Annotated in this window: 14 protein-coding genes; 6 read left to right on the top strand and 8 right to left on the bottom strand. The window is 66.9% G+C overall.

What is annotated here, in order from left to right:
* The first annotated feature begins 251 nt into the window (after positions 1-251).
* Positions 252-815, top strand: coding sequence for a DUF4142 domain-containing protein (locus HUK82_RS08995; protein WP_176613653.1), 564 nt, complete (start codon positions 252-254; stop codon positions 813-815).
* 7 nt (positions 816-822) lie between these two features.
* Positions 823-1,440, top strand: a complete 618-nt coding sequence (locus HUK82_RS09000) for a cob(I)yrinic acid a,c-diamide adenosyltransferase (protein WP_176613654.1) — start codon at positions 823-825, stop codon at positions 1,438-1,440.
* Positions 1,441-1,447: 7 nt separating this feature from the next.
* Here the strand turns inward: HUK82_RS09000 and HUK82_RS09005 are convergent, their stop codons facing one another.
* Positions 1,448-2,128: a gluconokinase gene (locus HUK82_RS09005; protein WP_176613655.1), complete on the bottom strand. Its 681-nt coding sequence runs from the start codon at positions 2,126-2,128 to the stop codon at positions 1,448-1,450.
* Between the two features lie 478 nt (positions 2,129-2,606).
* Here HUK82_RS09005 and HUK82_RS09010 point away from each other — a divergent pair, with 478 nt between their 5' ends.
* The 4 genes from HUK82_RS09010 to HUK82_RS09025 all read left to right on the top strand — a co-directional run bounded on the left by HUK82_RS09010 (position 2,607) and on the right by HUK82_RS09025 (position 6,775).
* Positions 2,607-3,590, top strand: coding sequence for a LacI family DNA-binding transcriptional regulator (locus HUK82_RS09010; protein ID WP_212647842.1), 984 nt, complete (start codon positions 2,607-2,609; stop codon positions 3,588-3,590).
* Between the two features lie 271 nt (positions 3,591-3,861).
* Positions 3,862-4,587, top strand: coding sequence for a hypothetical protein (locus tag HUK82_RS09015; RefSeq protein WP_212647843.1), 726 nt, complete (start codon positions 3,862-3,864; stop codon positions 4,585-4,587).
* Between the two features lie 40 nt (positions 4,588-4,627).
* The gene (locus HUK82_RS09020) at positions 4,628-5,125 is read left to right on the top strand and encodes a hypothetical protein (protein ID WP_176613658.1); all 498 of its coding nucleotides are present in this window, start codon (positions 4,628-4,630) and stop codon (positions 5,123-5,125) included.
* A 180-nt stretch (positions 5,126-5,305) separates the two neighbouring features.
* The gene (locus HUK82_RS09025; protein WP_246495176.1) at positions 5,306-6,775 is read left to right on the top strand and encodes an MFS transporter; all 1,470 of its coding nucleotides are present in this window, start codon (positions 5,306-5,308) and stop codon (positions 6,773-6,775) included.
* A 3-nt stretch (positions 6,776-6,778) separates the two neighbouring features.
* Here HUK82_RS09025 and HUK82_RS09030 read toward each other — a convergent pair whose 3' ends face one another.
* The 7 genes from HUK82_RS09030 to HUK82_RS09060 all read right to left on the bottom strand — a co-directional run bounded on the left by HUK82_RS09030 (position 6,779) and on the right by HUK82_RS09060 (position 16,044).
* Complete coding sequence (locus tag HUK82_RS09030; RefSeq protein WP_176613659.1) at positions 6,779-7,774, bottom strand: LLM class flavin-dependent oxidoreductase; 996 nt, start codon at positions 7,772-7,774, stop codon at positions 6,779-6,781.
* A gap of 3 nt (positions 7,775-7,777) precedes the next feature.
* Positions 7,778-9,715 carry an OPT family oligopeptide transporter gene (locus tag HUK82_RS09035; protein ID WP_176613665.1) on the bottom strand — a complete coding sequence of 646 codons (1,938 nt, stop codon included), beginning with the start codon at positions 9,713-9,715 and terminating at the stop codon, positions 7,778-7,780.
* Between the two features lie 268 nt (positions 9,716-9,983).
* Entirely contained in the window at positions 9,984-10,505 is a 522-nt protein-coding gene (locus tag HUK82_RS17705) for an alpha/beta hydrolase (protein ID WP_176613660.1), read from the bottom strand.
* 601 nt (positions 10,506-11,106) lie between these two features.
* Positions 11,107-12,117, bottom strand: a complete 1,011-nt coding sequence (holA, locus tag HUK82_RS09045; protein WP_176613661.1) for a DNA polymerase III subunit delta — start codon at positions 12,115-12,117, stop codon at positions 11,107-11,109.
* Between the two features lie 15 nt (positions 12,118-12,132).
* Positions 12,133-12,840 carry a hypothetical protein gene (locus HUK82_RS09050; protein ID WP_246495130.1) on the bottom strand — a complete coding sequence of 236 codons (708 nt, stop codon included), beginning with the start codon at positions 12,838-12,840 and terminating at the stop codon, positions 12,133-12,135.
* A 4-nt stretch (positions 12,841-12,844) separates the two neighbouring features.
* Positions 12,845-15,460 (bottom strand): leucine--tRNA ligase, encoded by a 2,616-nt coding sequence (gene leuS, locus HUK82_RS09055; RefSeq protein WP_176613662.1) that lies wholly within the window; start codon positions 15,458-15,460, stop codon positions 12,845-12,847.
* An 89-nt stretch (positions 15,461-15,549) separates the two neighbouring features.
* Positions 15,550-16,044, bottom strand: coding sequence for a DUF3576 domain-containing protein (locus tag HUK82_RS09060; protein WP_176613663.1), 495 nt, complete (start codon positions 16,042-16,044; stop codon positions 15,550-15,552).
* Positions 16,045-16,248: the final 204 nt, after the last annotated feature.

The raw sequence follows: 16,248 nt of genomic DNA on the forward strand, positions 1-16,248 counted from the left end.
ATGGTGGCGGGCGCGGGCCATTCGGCGCTGGAGCCGGGGGTGCGTTCAGCCCTGATCGCCGCCGTGCACCAGTTTCGCGCACGCTGAACGGGGGGGCACCCCCGCTTGCGGCCACGTGTGCGGCGCATTGCCGCCGGAGATTTTTCATGCGCAGTGTATCCTTCCCGCGCGTGGTGCGTTGAGCCCACGAAACGCGCCGGGTCGGACTGTGTCCCGAGCGGCCGGCTGACATCATAGGGAGAGAGAAGAACATGAAAACCATTCTGCGTTGGGCTTTCGCCGCCAGTCTCGTGCCGCTCGCCGCGTGCGCCGACCAGCCGAAGCCGCCGGCGGCTCCGCCCGCACCGGCACCGTTGGCCGAAGCCGACGCGCAATTTGTCCAGACGCTGTCCGAGGCCAATCTGCTCGAGATCGCTCTGGCGAAGGTCGCCGCGACCAACGCCGGTCAGCAGAAGGTCAAGGACTACGCGTCCATGCTGAACGACGACCACACCGGCAACGAAGCCAAGCTGCGCGAGATCGCCTCGGCCCATGGCCTGACGCTGGCCGACACGCTGAACGACGACGACCAGAAGATCGTCACCACCATGCAGGGCGAGAAGGGTCGTCGCTTCGACCGCGATTACACCCATGCGATGATCGAGGGCCACACCCAGCTTCTGCCGAAGGTGCAGGCCGAGATGCAGAGCACGACCGACGACACGCTGAAGTCCTATGCCACCGATACGGCGGCGGCGGTGCAGAAGCACATCGACGGCGCCAAGGCGCTGGCACCTGCCCATGGTGGTACGGCCCACCATCGCCACCATCACTGACAGTCTGATGGCAGTCGATGAAGGTCCACGCCCGGCAGGGCGCGGACCTGTGCGGATCGACGTTGTGACGACGCGCGGCGGAGATCGGGGCGAGACGTCCCTGGCCTCCGGCGTGCGCGTCTCCAAGTCGTCCGTCCGGATTGATGCGTTGGGTGAGCTGGACGAGGCCAACGCCGTGCTGGGCCTGTTGGCCACGTCGCTTGTCGGCGCGCAGGGCCGGCTGGATGAGGTGCGGCACCTTCAGGCGCTTCTGTTCGACGTGGGTGCGCTGGTGTGCCAGCCGGGCGCGGCGGCTCCTGCGGATATGGGAGCGGAGGCGGTCGCCTGGATCGAGGCCGCGACACAGTCCTTGCAGATCCGCCAGGCAGCCCTGACCAGTTTCATTCTTCCCGGAGGCTCGCAGCCTTCGGCCTGGGCGCATCTGGCGCGCACCGTTGTCCGGCGCGCCGAACGCGCCGTGGTTCGGGTGACGCAGACGGAACCCGGGTCGGTACCGTCCGATGTGGCGCTGATCCTCAACCGGATGTCGGACTACCTGTTCGTGCTTGGGCGTCATCTGAACGAGGACGGGCGCGCCGATATCCTCTGGCAGCCGCGCGCACGTTCCCGACCCGACGGGGCCTGACAACGTCTCAGGCGGTCAGGCCGTCCAGCGCGTCCAGCGTTGCCTTCGTCAGACTGTCGCGCGACGCGCGAACATCGACGGACAGCACGCATTCATCCTCGCCGGGCTCCTCAAGGGCGGCGAACTGGCTGTCGAGCATCGTGCTGGGCATGAAATGGCCGGTCCGCCGGTTGAGTCTTGGTGCGATGTCGGCCTGGGCACCCTTCACATAGACGAAGCACACACGGGTGTTGCCACCGGAGATGGTGTCGCGATAACGCCGTTTGAGCGACGAGCACGTGATCACCCCACATGTATCGCTGTCGATCCAGTCGCGCACCACGCGGCCGATGTCCTCCAGCCAGGGCTGCCGATCGGCGTCCGTCAGCGGGACGCCCGTGCTCATCTTCAGGATATTAGCCTGCGGATGCAGCGAATCGCCTTCTACCAGAGGCCAGCGCAGCGCGAACGACAATTCGCCGGCAAGGGTGGACTTGCCGCTGCCCGAGACGCCCATGACGACCAGCACTTTCGGCCGCCCCGCGTCGCGCAGCGCCCGGGACGCGTGCGCAAGCCCCGGAAAGGAAAATCCGCCGACGTCGTGCGGAACGTCGCCAGGCGCGATCGGTGCCGTCACCCCATCGTGTGCCGACGCGGGGAGGGAGGCGGCGGCTGCCGTCGTCTGGTGGGGGCTGGTGGGGCCGGGCATCACGGACTCCGTTTCTTGTACGACGGCGCGGGCGCCTGGACGTGGGGGACAATGACCCGTCGGAGCGGGTCGATCCGCTCCGTTATGGCTCTGGATCGATCCATGAGGAAGGGAGTGCCGATAAACCCTTTGTGAAGCAGCGGTGATCTAAATCGCAGTCGCGCACGGGAAGGCCGGTGAAGCGCGGTCTGTTAAAGGGTGCCATGTGATTTTCGAACATCTCGCTTGGCCGGGAGGGCAGGGGCGCCTCAACCTGGCAAAAGCCTATGTTTTCCGCCTCCCTTGGCCCGGCCCGTGGCGCGTGTCGCACGCCGGGCGTTGCAGAGGGGAGGCGCAACGGGCCCGAACGTCTGCCCCGCGCGCATGGTCTCTTTGTGAAAACAGGGTTAGCCTGCATGCCAGAATGGCTCGTCATCCCGAAACCGGTCCCGGTAACAGCGCACACTCCCGTCGTTCAAGGCGCGTAGGATTGCTCGACGTGGCGAACGCCGCCAACGTGTCGCGATCGACGGCCTCGCTGGTGCTGCGTGGCAGCCCGCTGGTCGCCGAACCCACGCGCGCACGGGTCATGGAAGCCATGAGCACGCTGGGTTATGTCTATCATCGTGGCGCGGCCATGCTGCGCGAAGGCCGGACACGCACGATCGGCCTTCTGGTCAACGACATCGCCAATCCATACGTCGCGGAGTTCGTCGCCTTTCTGGACCAGGCGCTGGAGCGCGGGGGACAGGTGGCACTTCTGGCCAACAGCGCCGAGTCCGACACGCGCCAACAGCAAGTCCTGCTGCGCCTGCGCGAACACAGTGTTGACGGTGTCGTGTTCTCCCCGGCCGAGGATTCCGACGAGCGCGTCATAGATGAGCTCGAGTTCTGGCAGACACCGTTCGTTCAGGCGCTGCGTTATGTCTCGCAGACGCGCGGTGACTATGCCGGGGCGGACTATGCCGAAGCGCTTCGTCTGGCCGTCCGGCATCTGGTCGCGCTCGGTCATCGGAAGATCGCCTATATCGGCGGAGGGCCGAAGCCCCATTCCGCGTCGCGCGAGCGCGAGCAGGGCTTCGCTGACGAGATGCATCGCCAGGGACTGACCGCACATCGGCAGCATGTCGGCGGCGTCACCGGGCTGGATGGAGCGGCGGCGATCTCCGACATGATGGCGCAGCCCGACCCGCCGACGGCCGTCATCTGCTACAACGATCCTGTGGCGCAGGGGGTGTTGGGGAGGTTGCAGGCGCATGGCCTGCTGCCCGGGCGCGATGTGGCCGTCGTTGGTGTCGACGACCTGCCGTCGTCCGCCGCGTCCTGGCCGTCCCTGACCACCGTCGCGACCGCGATGAACGAGGTCGGAGCGGCGGTCGTGGCGCTTCTGGCGCGTCGCATAGCCGACCCGCACGCCCCGGTGCGCCGTGTGGTGATTGCGCCGCGCCTGATCGTTCGACAGTCCTGTGGCGCGCGCGAATAAACGTTTTGTAACGACATGGCCGAGAACGGACAGTATTCCATCCGTATTACGTGGCAGGCACAACTATGCCCCGTGACATGACCCTAGTTGTGTGCTAACGCGAAACCAAGACCAAAGACACCGATCGAATAACGCTCTCCGGATACACCCGGTCTCGGATCGCGATCGGAGATTGATCATACACGTCAGATTGCGGCGGATCGCGCTCACACGGAACCGTGTGCTTCTTCCCGATTCTCGCTACGACACTCTCCAACCCCGTCAGGGTCAGATGAAATTCGACGATACAGACACGCCCGATCTTAGTGAAGACGCGCTGCGACAGGCGCTTGACCGTCTGGGGCAGGGAACGCGCCGCCCCGCCACACACCGCCCATCCTCGCCGCGCCCCGCCTCCGACCACCGTCCGTCCGCGCAGGGCAGCCACCACGGCAGCGGTTCGCATTTTGGCGGGAGCGACCCGGGGCAGCGTCGACGCCGCTTCGTGCAGGATGGCGACGTTCCGGTGGAGCGTCACACGCTGACCCGCGCGCCCCGCACGCAGGGCCTGCCGCCGCCGACGGACGACCATCAGGCGGAGGTCGAGCGGCTGCGCGAATCCGTGCGTCGCGAGCAACGTCTTCGTGAGGACACCGAGCGCAGCCTGAGCGAAGCGCGGAGCATGGCCCGGACGCTTGAGACCCGCGCCGGACATGCCGAGGTCCGTCTGGACGAGGCGCGCGCCGACGCGGCACGCCACGAGCAGACCATCGCACAGTTGCACGCCCAGCTGCGCGCGCTGGAAGCCGAGCGCGACCGGCTTCTGGACGACAGGCAGACGCTTGAGGTGCGGTTGTCGCACGCGGCGCCGGCCGCGCCCTCGTCCCTGGCGACGATCGAGGCGCCCGTGCGTGTGGCTCCGCGCCGTGTGGCGCGTCCCGCCGTGGCCACGATGGACGTCGATTTCGAGACCGACGAGCCGGAGCCGGTGAAATGGTGGATCAAGAAAAAAGCGTGAGCCTACCGTCGCAGGGCCCCGACAGGCGGACCGTGGCGGCGTGAGCACGACGGATACGGCGCTTCGCAGGGGCAACGCGGGCGCTCGCGGGATGGAGCGCGTGCTCTTCGTACTCGTGATCGCCGATGTTGGCGTGGCGCTGGCGCTTCTGCTGTTGCCCCCTCTCGTCGCAGGTCTGCTGATTCTGCTGCGCGATGTTTTCGGGGCGTTGACCCTGCCGTTTTCAGTGCTGTTCGGGATGGCGGGGTGGAACGGCGACGCGGCCGGTCTGGACCGGATCGTCGGTGGTCTGGCGCCTGCCCTTCTGCGGCATCCGGCGCAGGCGATGCTCGGGGCATTGACCATCGTAGCCGGGGTGGTGCTGTCCATTCTCGGGCGTCGTCTTCCCTCGCGCCCGGCGCAGTTCGCCGCGCCGTGCCTCGATCTTGTCGGCGGTCTTCTGGCGGGTCCACCGGTGATCTTTATTCTGGCACCCGCGATCGTCATCGAAATTGGCCTTGCGCTTTGTTGCCCCGTTCGACACCGTGATCCTGTGTGACAGGTCGACGGGTGGCTTCGGACAGGGCAACCGCCTCTGTGTCGCTGCGTTCACCGTCGACGGGTTCGACATCGACCCGGGCAAAAGGGCGGTTGCCATCCGCCACGCCGACAGTCTCTCAAAGGGCCGCGCAGAACGGTTCCGCAAGAACGGAAGGAACTTCGTGTCGCGATGAACACGATGAACATCATCCGGCCTTCAAAGGGCCCGCGTGGTCACCGTGGACCGCGGGCGAAGCCCTTTCGCACCGCCATACCGGCACGGCTCGACCGTCTGCCGTGGTCACGTTTCCATATGCTTGTTGTCGCGGCTCTGGGGATCACATGGATCCTCGACGGGCTTGAGGTCACGATCGTCGGCAGTATCGGCCCCCTGTTGCAGCGGGCCGACACGCTGGCGCTCAGCGCGGCCCAGATCGGCGGCGCCGCGTCGGCCTATGTCACGGGCACGGTCGTCGGGGCTCTGCTGTTCGGGTGGATGACCGATCGTATCGGGCGCAAGCAGATTTTCTTCCTGACGCTCAGTCTCTACATCGTCGGTGTCGGCGCATCGGCCCTGTCGTGGAATTTCTTCAGTTTCATACTGTGCCGCTTCATCACGGGTCTTGGTATCGGGGGTGAGTACGCCGCGATCAACTCCGCGATCGACGAACTGGTGCCAGCGCGGGTGCGGGGTCGTGTCGACCTTGTGGTGAACGGCACGTTCTGGGCCGGGGCTGCCATCGGTGCGGCCGCGTCCATGGGCATGCTGCAATCACATGCCATTGGCGGCGCGGTGGCGTGGCGCCTGTTGTTTTTCATCGGCGCCGTGCTGGGGCTGGCGGTTATCTTCATGCGTGCCTGGGTGCCCGAAAGCCCGCGCTGGCTGATGACCCACGGCCGTATCGAGGAGGCCGAGCGCATCGTCGACGAGATCGAGGCGCGCTGTCCGAACCGGCCGCACGGCAACGCGGGGCTGCCGACGGTCCTGATCTATCCGGCGGGTGCGTTCGGCCTGATCGAGGCGCTGACCATCATGGTCACGCATTATCGCGCCCGCACGGCCTATGTGCTGGTTCTGATGATCGCTCAGGCCTTTCTGTACAATGCGGTGTTTTTCACCTACGGCATGGTGCTGACGCATTACGACCACGTCGTGGAAAGCGATGTCGGGCTTTACATCTTCCCGCTGGCTATCGGTAATCTTCTCGGCCCCATCCTTCTCGGCTCGCTGTTCGATACGGTGGGCCGACGGCGTATGATCTGCGCCAGCTACTCGCTGGCGGGCGTGATGATGCTAGTCATGGCATGGATGTTCTCCGCCGGTTCGCTCAGTGCGCTGACACTGACGTTGGCGTGGTCGGCCATTTTCTTCTTTGCGTCGGCGGCGGCGAGTTCGGCCTATCTGACCGCATCGGAAATCTTTCCGGTTGAAATGCGCGCGCTGGCGATCGCCCTGTTCTATGCGCTGGGCACACTGTTTGGCGGTGTTGCGGCGCCGTTCCTGTTTGGACTGCTGATCGGCCATGGCAGTCTCGGCGCACTGGCGTTCGGATACGCCATGTCCGCGATCCTGATGCTGATGGCGGCATTGGTCGCGATCGTGTGGGGTGTGGACGCGGAAGGCCGGTCGCTGGAAGACGTGGCCGCGCCGCTGTCGTCCTACGGCTGAGGGCTATGCCCGCGCGAGAGCCGCGCGGATGGCCATGGCATGCGACAGACTGTCCCGGCGCGCGCCATGGTCGAAGATCGGAGCGGCGATCATCAGTTCGTCGGGCTGGTAGCGGCTGATGAAGCCGCATAATCCCGCCTGCACCGTCGCCGGGCTGCCGGCGAAGGTGAAACGCAGCGCGTGCGCGAACAGGGCTTTCTCCGACTCCGACCATGCGTGCGTCTCCGGATCGATCGGCGGCGGATAGGCGATGGGGCGGCCGGTGCGGAGCGCCACGAAATACTGTCGCAGTGATGTCTCCAGCCGGGCTGCCCGTGCATCGGTGTCGGCTGCGATCACGTTGACGCACACCATGGCATGCGGGGTTTGGCGATAGCGCGATGGCTCGAACTCCCGGCGGTAAAGCGTCAGCGCGGCCTCCATCTGTTCGGGCGCGAAATGGGCCGCAAACGCGAACGGCAAGCCGAGATAGGCGGCAAGCTGCGCCGAGAACAGCGACGAACCGAGCAGCCAGACCGGCACGTTGGTGTCCGCTCCCGGCACGGCGACCACCCGCTGGCCGGGTTGCGGCGGCCCGAGATAGGCCAGCAGGTCCACCACGTCCTGTGGGAACCGGTCGGCGCTTCCGGCGTCGCGACGCAACGCGCGCACGGTCTCCTGGTCCGAGCCCGGGGCGCGGCCAAGCCCGAGGTCGATCCGGCCGGGAAACAGCGTCTCCAGCGTGCCGAACTGTTCCGCGATGGCCAGTGGAGAATGATTGGGTAACATGATGCCGCCCGAACCGACCCGAATGGTCTGCGTGGCGGATGCAATATGCTGGATCAGAAGGGCGGTTGCCGCCGATGCGATGCCCGGCATGGCGTGGTGCTCGGCCACCCAGTAGCGCTCGAACCCCAGGGTTTCCGCATGTCGGGCGAGATCACGACTGTTGGCGAAGGCTTCGGCCGGGCTGCCGGTGCTGGTGATCAGGGAGAGGTCCAGCACCGAGAAGGGGATCATGCTTCATCCTGTTCGCAAACGCGTCCGCAGCACCTGCCGCGAGAACCAGACGACCGTGGCGACAAACACCAGCGCGGCCAGAAGGGTGGATATGGGCATGAATCCCGGCCCGACCAAGGCCAGAGCGTCATCGCGCCCCGTAACCCCGGCAACCCCGGCGATCGCAACCCCCATGAGGCTTTCACCCACGATCATGCCCGAGGCGATCATGGTCGCGACATCGCTATGCCCCTTCGGACGCGCCCGCCGCGCCAGCAGCCAGCCCACGAAGGCGCCGATGGCCAGCGTGACCGACACGGTAGCGGGCAGATAGATCCCCATGCCGACGGCCAGCGGAGGCAGCGCCAGCGCGCGGCGGCGCAGGACGATGTCGATCACGATCAGTGCGACGCCAAGTGCCGCGCCCACCGCGATCATGGTCCAGTCGAGCGTGTGCAGGAAGATGCCCTGCGCGATCGTCGCCATCAGGGCAGGCTGGGGCGCGGCCAGCGCCGCCGACGGGTCCATGCCCGGACGGGGAAGCGCACCGACGAACCCATAGGCCTGGTAGAGCAGGTTGAAGACGGGCGGGATGACCGCCGCACCGGCGATACAGCCGATCAGGAGGGCGATCTCCTGTAGGCGCGGACTGGCACCGACCAGTTGCCCGGTCTTCAGGTCCTGGAGGTTATCGTTCGAGATGGCGGCGGACGCGACCAGTGCCGACAGGACGAACAGCGCGAACGCGATCACCCCGCGATGCCCATCGGCAAGAAGCGAGGCCGGGACCAGTCCCCACCGCTCCATCCCCATCAGCAGGGCGCACAGCGCCACCATCGTGACGATGCCGATCCCGGAGATGGGGGACGACGACGACCCCACAATGCCGGCCATGTATCCGCACGCGCCCGCGATCAGAAAACCGAACACCAGACAGAACAGCGTCGCCGTCACGACCAGAAGCCCCATGCCGCCCGGTGACGGCGCGAGAAAATGGGCGAACAGAACGGCCAGAAACACCGCCATCCCCACACCGAGAACGCCCAGCGCGCGGGGGGACAGGTCCCGTTCGTGGTCGGGCGCGGACGCCGTCGGTGCCAGCATTTCGCGCACGCCTCGCGCCACGGGGCCGAGAAGGCTGAAAAGTGTCCAGACCGCCGCGACCGCAATCGTGCCGGCGCCGAGGAAGCGCACCTTGTGCAGCCAGACGCCTTCGGCCAGGGCCGTCGCGCCGGCGGGGTGGGGCAGGGGCATGGCGGCGGTCAGCCACGGGACCGACACGCCCCACGCGATGAACACACCCAGCAGCATTGCGATGCCGCCGCCGATGCCCACCAGATAGCCCGCGCCGAACAGCGCCAGCGAAAACCCGGTCATGGGACGGAAGATGGCGGTTCCCGCGGTCAGGGTGACGGCGGCCTGGTCCGACAGCACACGCAGACCCGAAGTCAGGAACGTCACCGTAGCCGCGATCGCGCCCCCGGAGGCGAGCGCCCGGACGCCGCCGGACGTCCCCTCGGCAGAGGCGCTGCGCAGGATTTCGGCGGCGGCGACACCTTCGGGGTAGGGGAGTGCCGAGTTCGTCACCAGCGCACGACGCAGGGGCACCGTGAAGATCACCCCCGTTATGCCGCCGGCCAGAGTCAGGCCCGCCGTCTCGAGAAACGGGAAGTGCGACCACCACCCCACGATTACCAGGGCGGGAAAGGCGGCAAAGACACAGGACAGGGTGCCGGCGGCGGAGGCCTGCGTCTGGACCATGTTGTTCTCGAGGATCGAGTCCCCCCCAAGCGCCTTGAGCACCGCCATCGAAATCACGGCCGCCGGGATGGACGATGCGAACGTCAGGCCGATCTTCAGGCCGAGATAGACATTCGAAGCGGTGAACACGATGGTGATCAAGGCGCCGAGGATGATCCCCCGCAGCGTAAGTTCGCGCGGACGCGCGGAGGGTGAGCTCATCATGGGGCAGCGCGTGACCTTGCGTAGCGGGCTGTGGAAACAGCGGGTTTATCGTGGCAGAGGGCTGCGGTGCAAATCCTCCACGCGCGCATCATGACGGAGGCGGCCGGACCATAGGGGCTGCGCATGTTGATTCCGCACATGAGCACAGGCCACGATCCAGCATCGGTCATCAAGGGGCTTCCGATCGTATGAACGCCGCGATGCTGGATACGACATCGGGGGCCAGAGACATGGTCGGATCGGCATTGGTCGCGATGTTGCCTCGTCAATCAGGAAATCCTGAACGCTCGGCCGGAACAGGGACAGCAGCGCCGGGTTGAGCGGGGTGGACTCGACATGACGCCCGGCCTCCCGCTCGTGGATGGCGGACAGGGGCTGTTGCAAAATTGGCGTTTTGGCGTGGTTGGACGTCAACTGTTCGGCGAGTAGAGCGCCCAAGGGCCGCCCGGCCGTCGATACCAGAAGGGGGCCGCACAGGTCCGCTCTCGCGGCCCTCGACAACGGCGACCAGCCCGCCTTCACTGTGCCCCAGAACCCAGACGCATGTTCCGCCGGTCCGACGATGAATCACCGTTGTCCAGGCATGAACATCGGTCGCGTAGGCGTTGATCGTCGCGGCGTTCGCGTCGGGGGCCGCTGCGACACTGCCGAACATCCCGCGTTTGTCCACGCGCACGGTGGCGATGCCGTCTGCGGCCAGCCCCTCTGCCAGACGTCTGAGTGCCGCGGCCTTCAGGCCCTGCGGGCTGTCGCCGTTCCGGTCCACAGGGCCGGGACCGGGGATCATCAGAACGACGTGCGCACCTGCCCGCGCCGGCACGAGCCATGTGCTTTTGAGCGATCCGTCGGCCCCGGTGCCTCAATGGTCTCGGTTCCGGGGGCGCCGAGGTCGCCGCGACGGCTTCGGCAAGGACGAGTCCGGCAAGACAGCCCACGACGGTCTCAAAGGATAGATGCCCAGACAGGACATTCGACACCCCGAACGCCGAGATGCTGTCACTGGATCCTAAGATTTTGATCTCATTGGATAAAAAGTGGAATGGTGTCCGCGGCGGGATTCGAACCCACGGCCCCAGGATTCATACCACTTCGGCTTTCGCCGCCGGCGCGTTCGCGCCGTTCGTGGTCTGGACTGTCCCTTCACCGTGGACCCGCGATGGGTCGGTAGGTGCTGCCCGTCCAGTCTCTACACCTTCCCGGCATGGCCGGGCTTGGCTCGGGATCGGCACGCAGGTGACTGCCTGAGCGTTCCCCGACTTTGAGCAGATCCGCCACGCGGTTTCCCATCGTGACGCCCAATTGAACCAGGAATCCTGTGCTCTATCCTGCTGAGCTACGCGGACACACGCCGTCGTTCTTAAACAAGCCCCTCCGGAAGGGCAAGCGGGTCAGCGGCGCAGCCGCGCGCGGGCGCACAGTTCGGCCACCAGCCGCCGGCACAGGACCTGATCGGGGGCGCCCGTCTGTTTGCACGCCAGTTCGAGAGCCTGCACCTGACGCGCGGCTTCCAGCAGTCCGGCGGCACTCCACAGGCCCAGCGCACGGCCGAAGGCCTCGGTGCGCTTGAAGAAGACCGGCGGACGCAGGCCGCGCATGGCCGCGGCCTTGTCCTGCCCTTCGTCCATCGCCAGTCGCGCGCGCCGCAGACGGTGCAGGTGCGACAGAAGCGCACGTGCGATGGCGATCGGGCTGGTGCCCTCGGTCAGTGCCCGTTCGATCGCAAGGTCGGCCGACGCCCTGTCGCCGACCGTGGCCGCGAAGGCCGCGTCCTCCAGCGATACGGCGCCTGCATCGCCGATACAGGCCCGCAGGTCGTCGATGTCCAGGGTGCCCCCCGGCCCGGCATACAGGGCCAGCTTTTCGACCTCCGAGCGTGTCGCGGCCCGGTCCGTGCCCAGCCGCCCGACCAGCCAGTCGAGCGCGTCGGGTGTGATGCGGATTTTCTCGGCCTCCAGCATCTGCCGTACCGAACCGGCCAGGGCGCGCCCCTCCTCGGGATAGCAGGCGATGCTGGCGGCGTCCTTATGGGCCTCGGCCAGTGCCCGCAATCGGGAGCGCGCGGGCAGGGCTCCGCCCTCGATGACCACGAACGCCTCGGACGTTCCGTCAAGCAGTCGCTTGAGAGGGGCTGCGAGCGGGTCGCCGGCATCGCGCACCCACACGACGCGCCGGCCGCCGGTCAGCGAAAGCGCCAGGGCCTCCTCTTCCAGTCGGTCTGTCGCGTCGGCGTCGAGGATGGCCACACGGAAGGGGTCGTCGAGCGATCCCGCGACGTGGGTCGCCATGGCGCGGGCGCGCTCGCGGATCAGGCCTGTGTCTTCGCCGTGCAGGAGGATCGCGCGCCACGCCTCCGGTTTGGCCAGCACACCGGCGAGCGCGCGCGCGTCGATCTTGGCCATGCGCCGCGCCGCCCCCTAGTCGCCCGAGTCGTCGGCGTTGGGTGTTTCGCGCCCGATGGCCATGGACGGGAACCCGTCCGCGCCCGCCTTGTGCGTGGGAATCGTATTCGACGAATTCGGCATCGCCGTGGGGTCGGCGTAGGTCGGCGTGTGGTCGTCGGCTTCGGTCACCGGGCGGGCATGGGTGCGGAACCAGATCGAAACCTGCTGGGTCACCGCGTCGGCCAATGTCTTGGCGACACGGCCGCGCGCGGTCTCGCCGTTCATCGTCTGGGCGAAATACTGTTCGTAGGTGTTTTCGTAGCCGTCCATCGTGCTGGCAGCGCCTTCGGCCAGCAGCTTGGGGTATTGCTCGACCGTATACAGCTTCCAGTGCGCGCTGGCCGTGATGCGCTGCCGTCCCGAGGTGTTGTCGGGATGGATATCGATCGACTCCTCGCTGACATTGGGCAGCACGCTCAGGGTGTAGCCGTCAGGATGTTCCGGGCCGGCTCCGGACATATCGGCCTGCAACGCCAGACGCACTTGTTCACCATATACGCCACCGATACGGGCGACGTAGACGCGTTCGAGTTCGGCTGAAACATTGCCGACGCCTGCGATTCCGGCTGGGCCGCTACCGTTGCCGTAGAGCGGCGTAAAACCGCAGCCCCCCAGTCCGAGGCACGCCAGCAGGCCCAACACCATGCTGGAACGCGGCTGCGGTAGGGGGCGTGTGCGCATGCCCTCAGCCGGCCACGACGAAGTTGACGATACGGTTGGGGACGTGGATGCGCTTGACGATGCGCTTGCCCTCCAGAAGACGTGCGACATTGGGTTCGGCCTCCGCCATCGCCAGAACGGTGTCGGCGGGGCTGTCGGGTGGCAGTTCGAGGGTGCCGCGAAGCTTGCCCATGATCTGCACGGCAATCGTCACGCGGCTGGCCGCACAGAGCTCTTCAATTGCCTTGGGCCACGGGCGCTCGACCGCGCGCGCACCGTCCGGTTCCAGGGCTGCGAGCATTTCCTCGGCCAGATGGGGCAGCATCGGCGCACACAGCAGGCACACACTCAACGCGGCCTCGCGCCGTGCGAACGCCATGCCGACGGCGGTGCTGTGGCGTTCAGCCTCGATCAGGGCCGATGTCAGTTCATGCAGACGCGCCACGGCGACGTTGGCGGCAAAGCCTTCCAGCGCGTCGGTCACGGCCGCGATGGTGCGGTGCGTGGTGCGGCGCAGATCATCGGCGGCGGCTTCCGGCGCGTCGGCCGCAACGGCGTCGGAGGTCGTGCTGATGGCGACCTGCTGCACGGCACGGAACAGGCGCTGCGTGAAGCGGGAGGCGCCGGCCACCCCGGCCTCGGTCCATTCCATGTCGCGCTCGGGCGGGCTGTCGGACAGGACGAACCAGCGGGCCGTGTCGGCCCCGAAGCGCTCGATAATGGCGATCGGCGCGACCGTGTTGCGCTTGGACTTGGACATTTTCTCGACGCGGCCGACCGTGGCCGGCGCGCCGGTCGCGCGGACCGTGGCACCATTACCGGTGCGTTCCACCTCCTCCGGGTAGAGCCAGTTGCCGTCCGGGTCGCGATAGCTCTCGTGATTGACCATGCCCTGCGTGAACAGGCCCGCGAACGGCTCATCGAGATCGAGGTGTCCGGTTTCGTGCATCGCGCGGGTGAAGAACCGCGCGTAGAGCAGATGCAGGATCGCGTGTTCGATACCGCCGATATACTGATCGACTGGCAGCCAGCCGTTCGCCGCCGCGGGCACGGTCGGCGTGGACGCCTTGGACGCCGTGAAGCGGGCGAAGTACCACGAACTGTCGACGAACGTGTCGCAGGTGTCGGTTTCACGCACGGCGGCCGCACCACAGGACGGGCACGCGACATGCTTCCAGGTGGGGTGAACGTCGAGCGGATTGCCGGGACGGTCGAACGTCACGTCATCGGGCAGGACGACCGGCAACTGATCGTCGGGCACAGGCACCGGGCCGCAGGAATCACAGTGGACGATCGGAATCGGGCAGCCCCAGTAGCGCTGGCGCGAGATGCCCCAGTCGCGCAGGCGCCAGTTCACGATACCTCGGCCGACACCCAACCCTTCGAGCCGTTCGATCGCCGCCTTCCTACCTTCGGCGATCGAAAGGCCGTCGAGAAAGCCCGAGTTGAACAGCGTGCCGTCGCCGTCATACGCCTTCGCACCGACCGCGAAGCTTGCGGCGTCCTCGTCCGGGGGCAGAATGACGGGCGGGGTCGCCAGCCCGTATTTGCGGGCGAAATCGAGGTCGCGCTGGTCGCCCGAGGGGCAGCCGAACACGGCGCCCGTGCCATATTCCATCAGGACGAAGTTCGCGATCCAGACCGGGAAGCTGTGCTCGGGCATGAACGGGTGGGTTACGCGCAGGCCAGTGTCGAAGCCGCGCTTCTCGGCGGTCTCGATCGCTTCTTCGGTCGTGCCGAGACGGCGGCATTCCTCGATGAAGGCCTGCGCGTCGGCATTGGTGCGCGCGACCTTGGCCGCGAGCGGGTGATCGGCGGCGATGGCCAGGAACGACATGCCGAACAGCGTGTCGGGGCGCGTTGTGAACACTTCGACCTGATCGAGGTTCGGGTCGAAGCCATCGGGCGCGTTATGGAGCGGAAAGAGGACGCGCGCGCCGTCCGACCGGCCGATCCAGCGTTCCTGCATGGTGCGCACACGCTCGGGCCAGCGCTCGAGCGCGTCCAGCCCCGCCAGAAGCTGGGGCGCGAATTTGGTGATTCTGAGGAACCACTGCGAGAGCTTTTTCTTCTCGATCAGCGCACCCGAACGCCAGCCGCGCCCGTCGACCACCTGTTCGTTGGCCAGAACGGTGTGATCGACCGGGTCCCAGTTGACCGAGGCCTCTCGCCGTTCGACCAGTCCGTCGCGCAACATGTCGAGAAACAGCTTCTGCTGCTGGCCGTAATACTCCGGCAGGCACGTCGCGATCTCGCGGTCCCAGTTGAAGGAAAAGCCCAGCCGCTTGAGCGTACCGCGCATGGCCTCGATATTGGCCAGAGTCCATTCGCCCGGGTGGACGCCACGCTCGCGCGCTGCATTTTCAGCCGGAAGACCGAACGCGTCCCAGCCCATCGGGTGCAGGACGGCAAAACCGCGCGCGCGCTTGTACCGCGCCACGACATCGCCCAGCGTGTAGTTGCGGACGTGGCCCATGTGCAGCTGCCCCGACGGATAGGGGAACATCTCCAGCACATAGTATTTCGGCCGGTCGGCTGGTGGCACGTCAGGTACATCGAAGGCGCCCAGTCGCTCCCATTCCGCCTGCCAGCGCGGCTCGGCGGTTTCGAAATCGTAGGAGGGGGCAGGCTGGTCGGTCATGTCCGGATCCGGAAAAGCGTGCGCCCGGCCGGGATCGGACGCCGGGCGATGGTCACGTCAGTGAAGGAAAATATGGCGTGGCGTCGACGTCAGTTGTCGCTGTTGCCGTTGTCGGCGCGCAGCTGGCGCGCGCGTGTCAGGATACGGGCGGCGATGTCGGACGTCGTGTTGGCCGCGACGGGGGTGTCGACCCAGTCGTTGTCCTGGCGCACCTGGCGGAACACGGCTACCCGCAGCGCGTCCGAGCGCAGGCGTCGATCGAGGACGTAGGCCGCGATCTTGAAGCGTTCGTTGGTGGTCGCGGGCGGGGTGTACCAGTCGGTCTGGATGATGCCGCCGATGGCGTCGGTGGAGGCGATTGGCATGAAGGACAGGGTGTCCAGCGCGCCGCGCCACAGATAGGCGTTTACGCCGCCCGACAGCTGATCGTCGCCGCCGGTGGCGGAGCGGTCTTCGCCCAGAAGCTGGTTATGAGGGGCGGCAAGCCCGCCGGTCGAGTGCGACGATCCGCACGCCGACAGGGCGACCACGAGCGCCGCGGAGGCGACCTGCGCGAGAGGACGGGTGAATGATCGAGCGGTCATGATATCGCGGTGGCCCTTCTGCGGCGATCCCGGGACCCGGGTCCGGAACGGCTTTCTTATCCCGCGTCGCGGCCAACGCCAAGCGTCTGCCGTGACCCGGCCGGGCTTTGCGCCGATGGCTCAGTGCACCGGGCGCTCCAGCGTGTCGTCACCGACGGGCACGGGATCGGCCAGGTCGTCGCGCCAGGCCCGCCACGTCAGTGC

Source organism: Ameyamaea chiangmaiensis (genome assembly GCF_013376175.1).
GTDB classification, from domain to species: domain Bacteria; phylum Pseudomonadota; class Alphaproteobacteria; order Acetobacterales; family Acetobacteraceae; genus Ameyamaea; species Ameyamaea chiangmaiensis.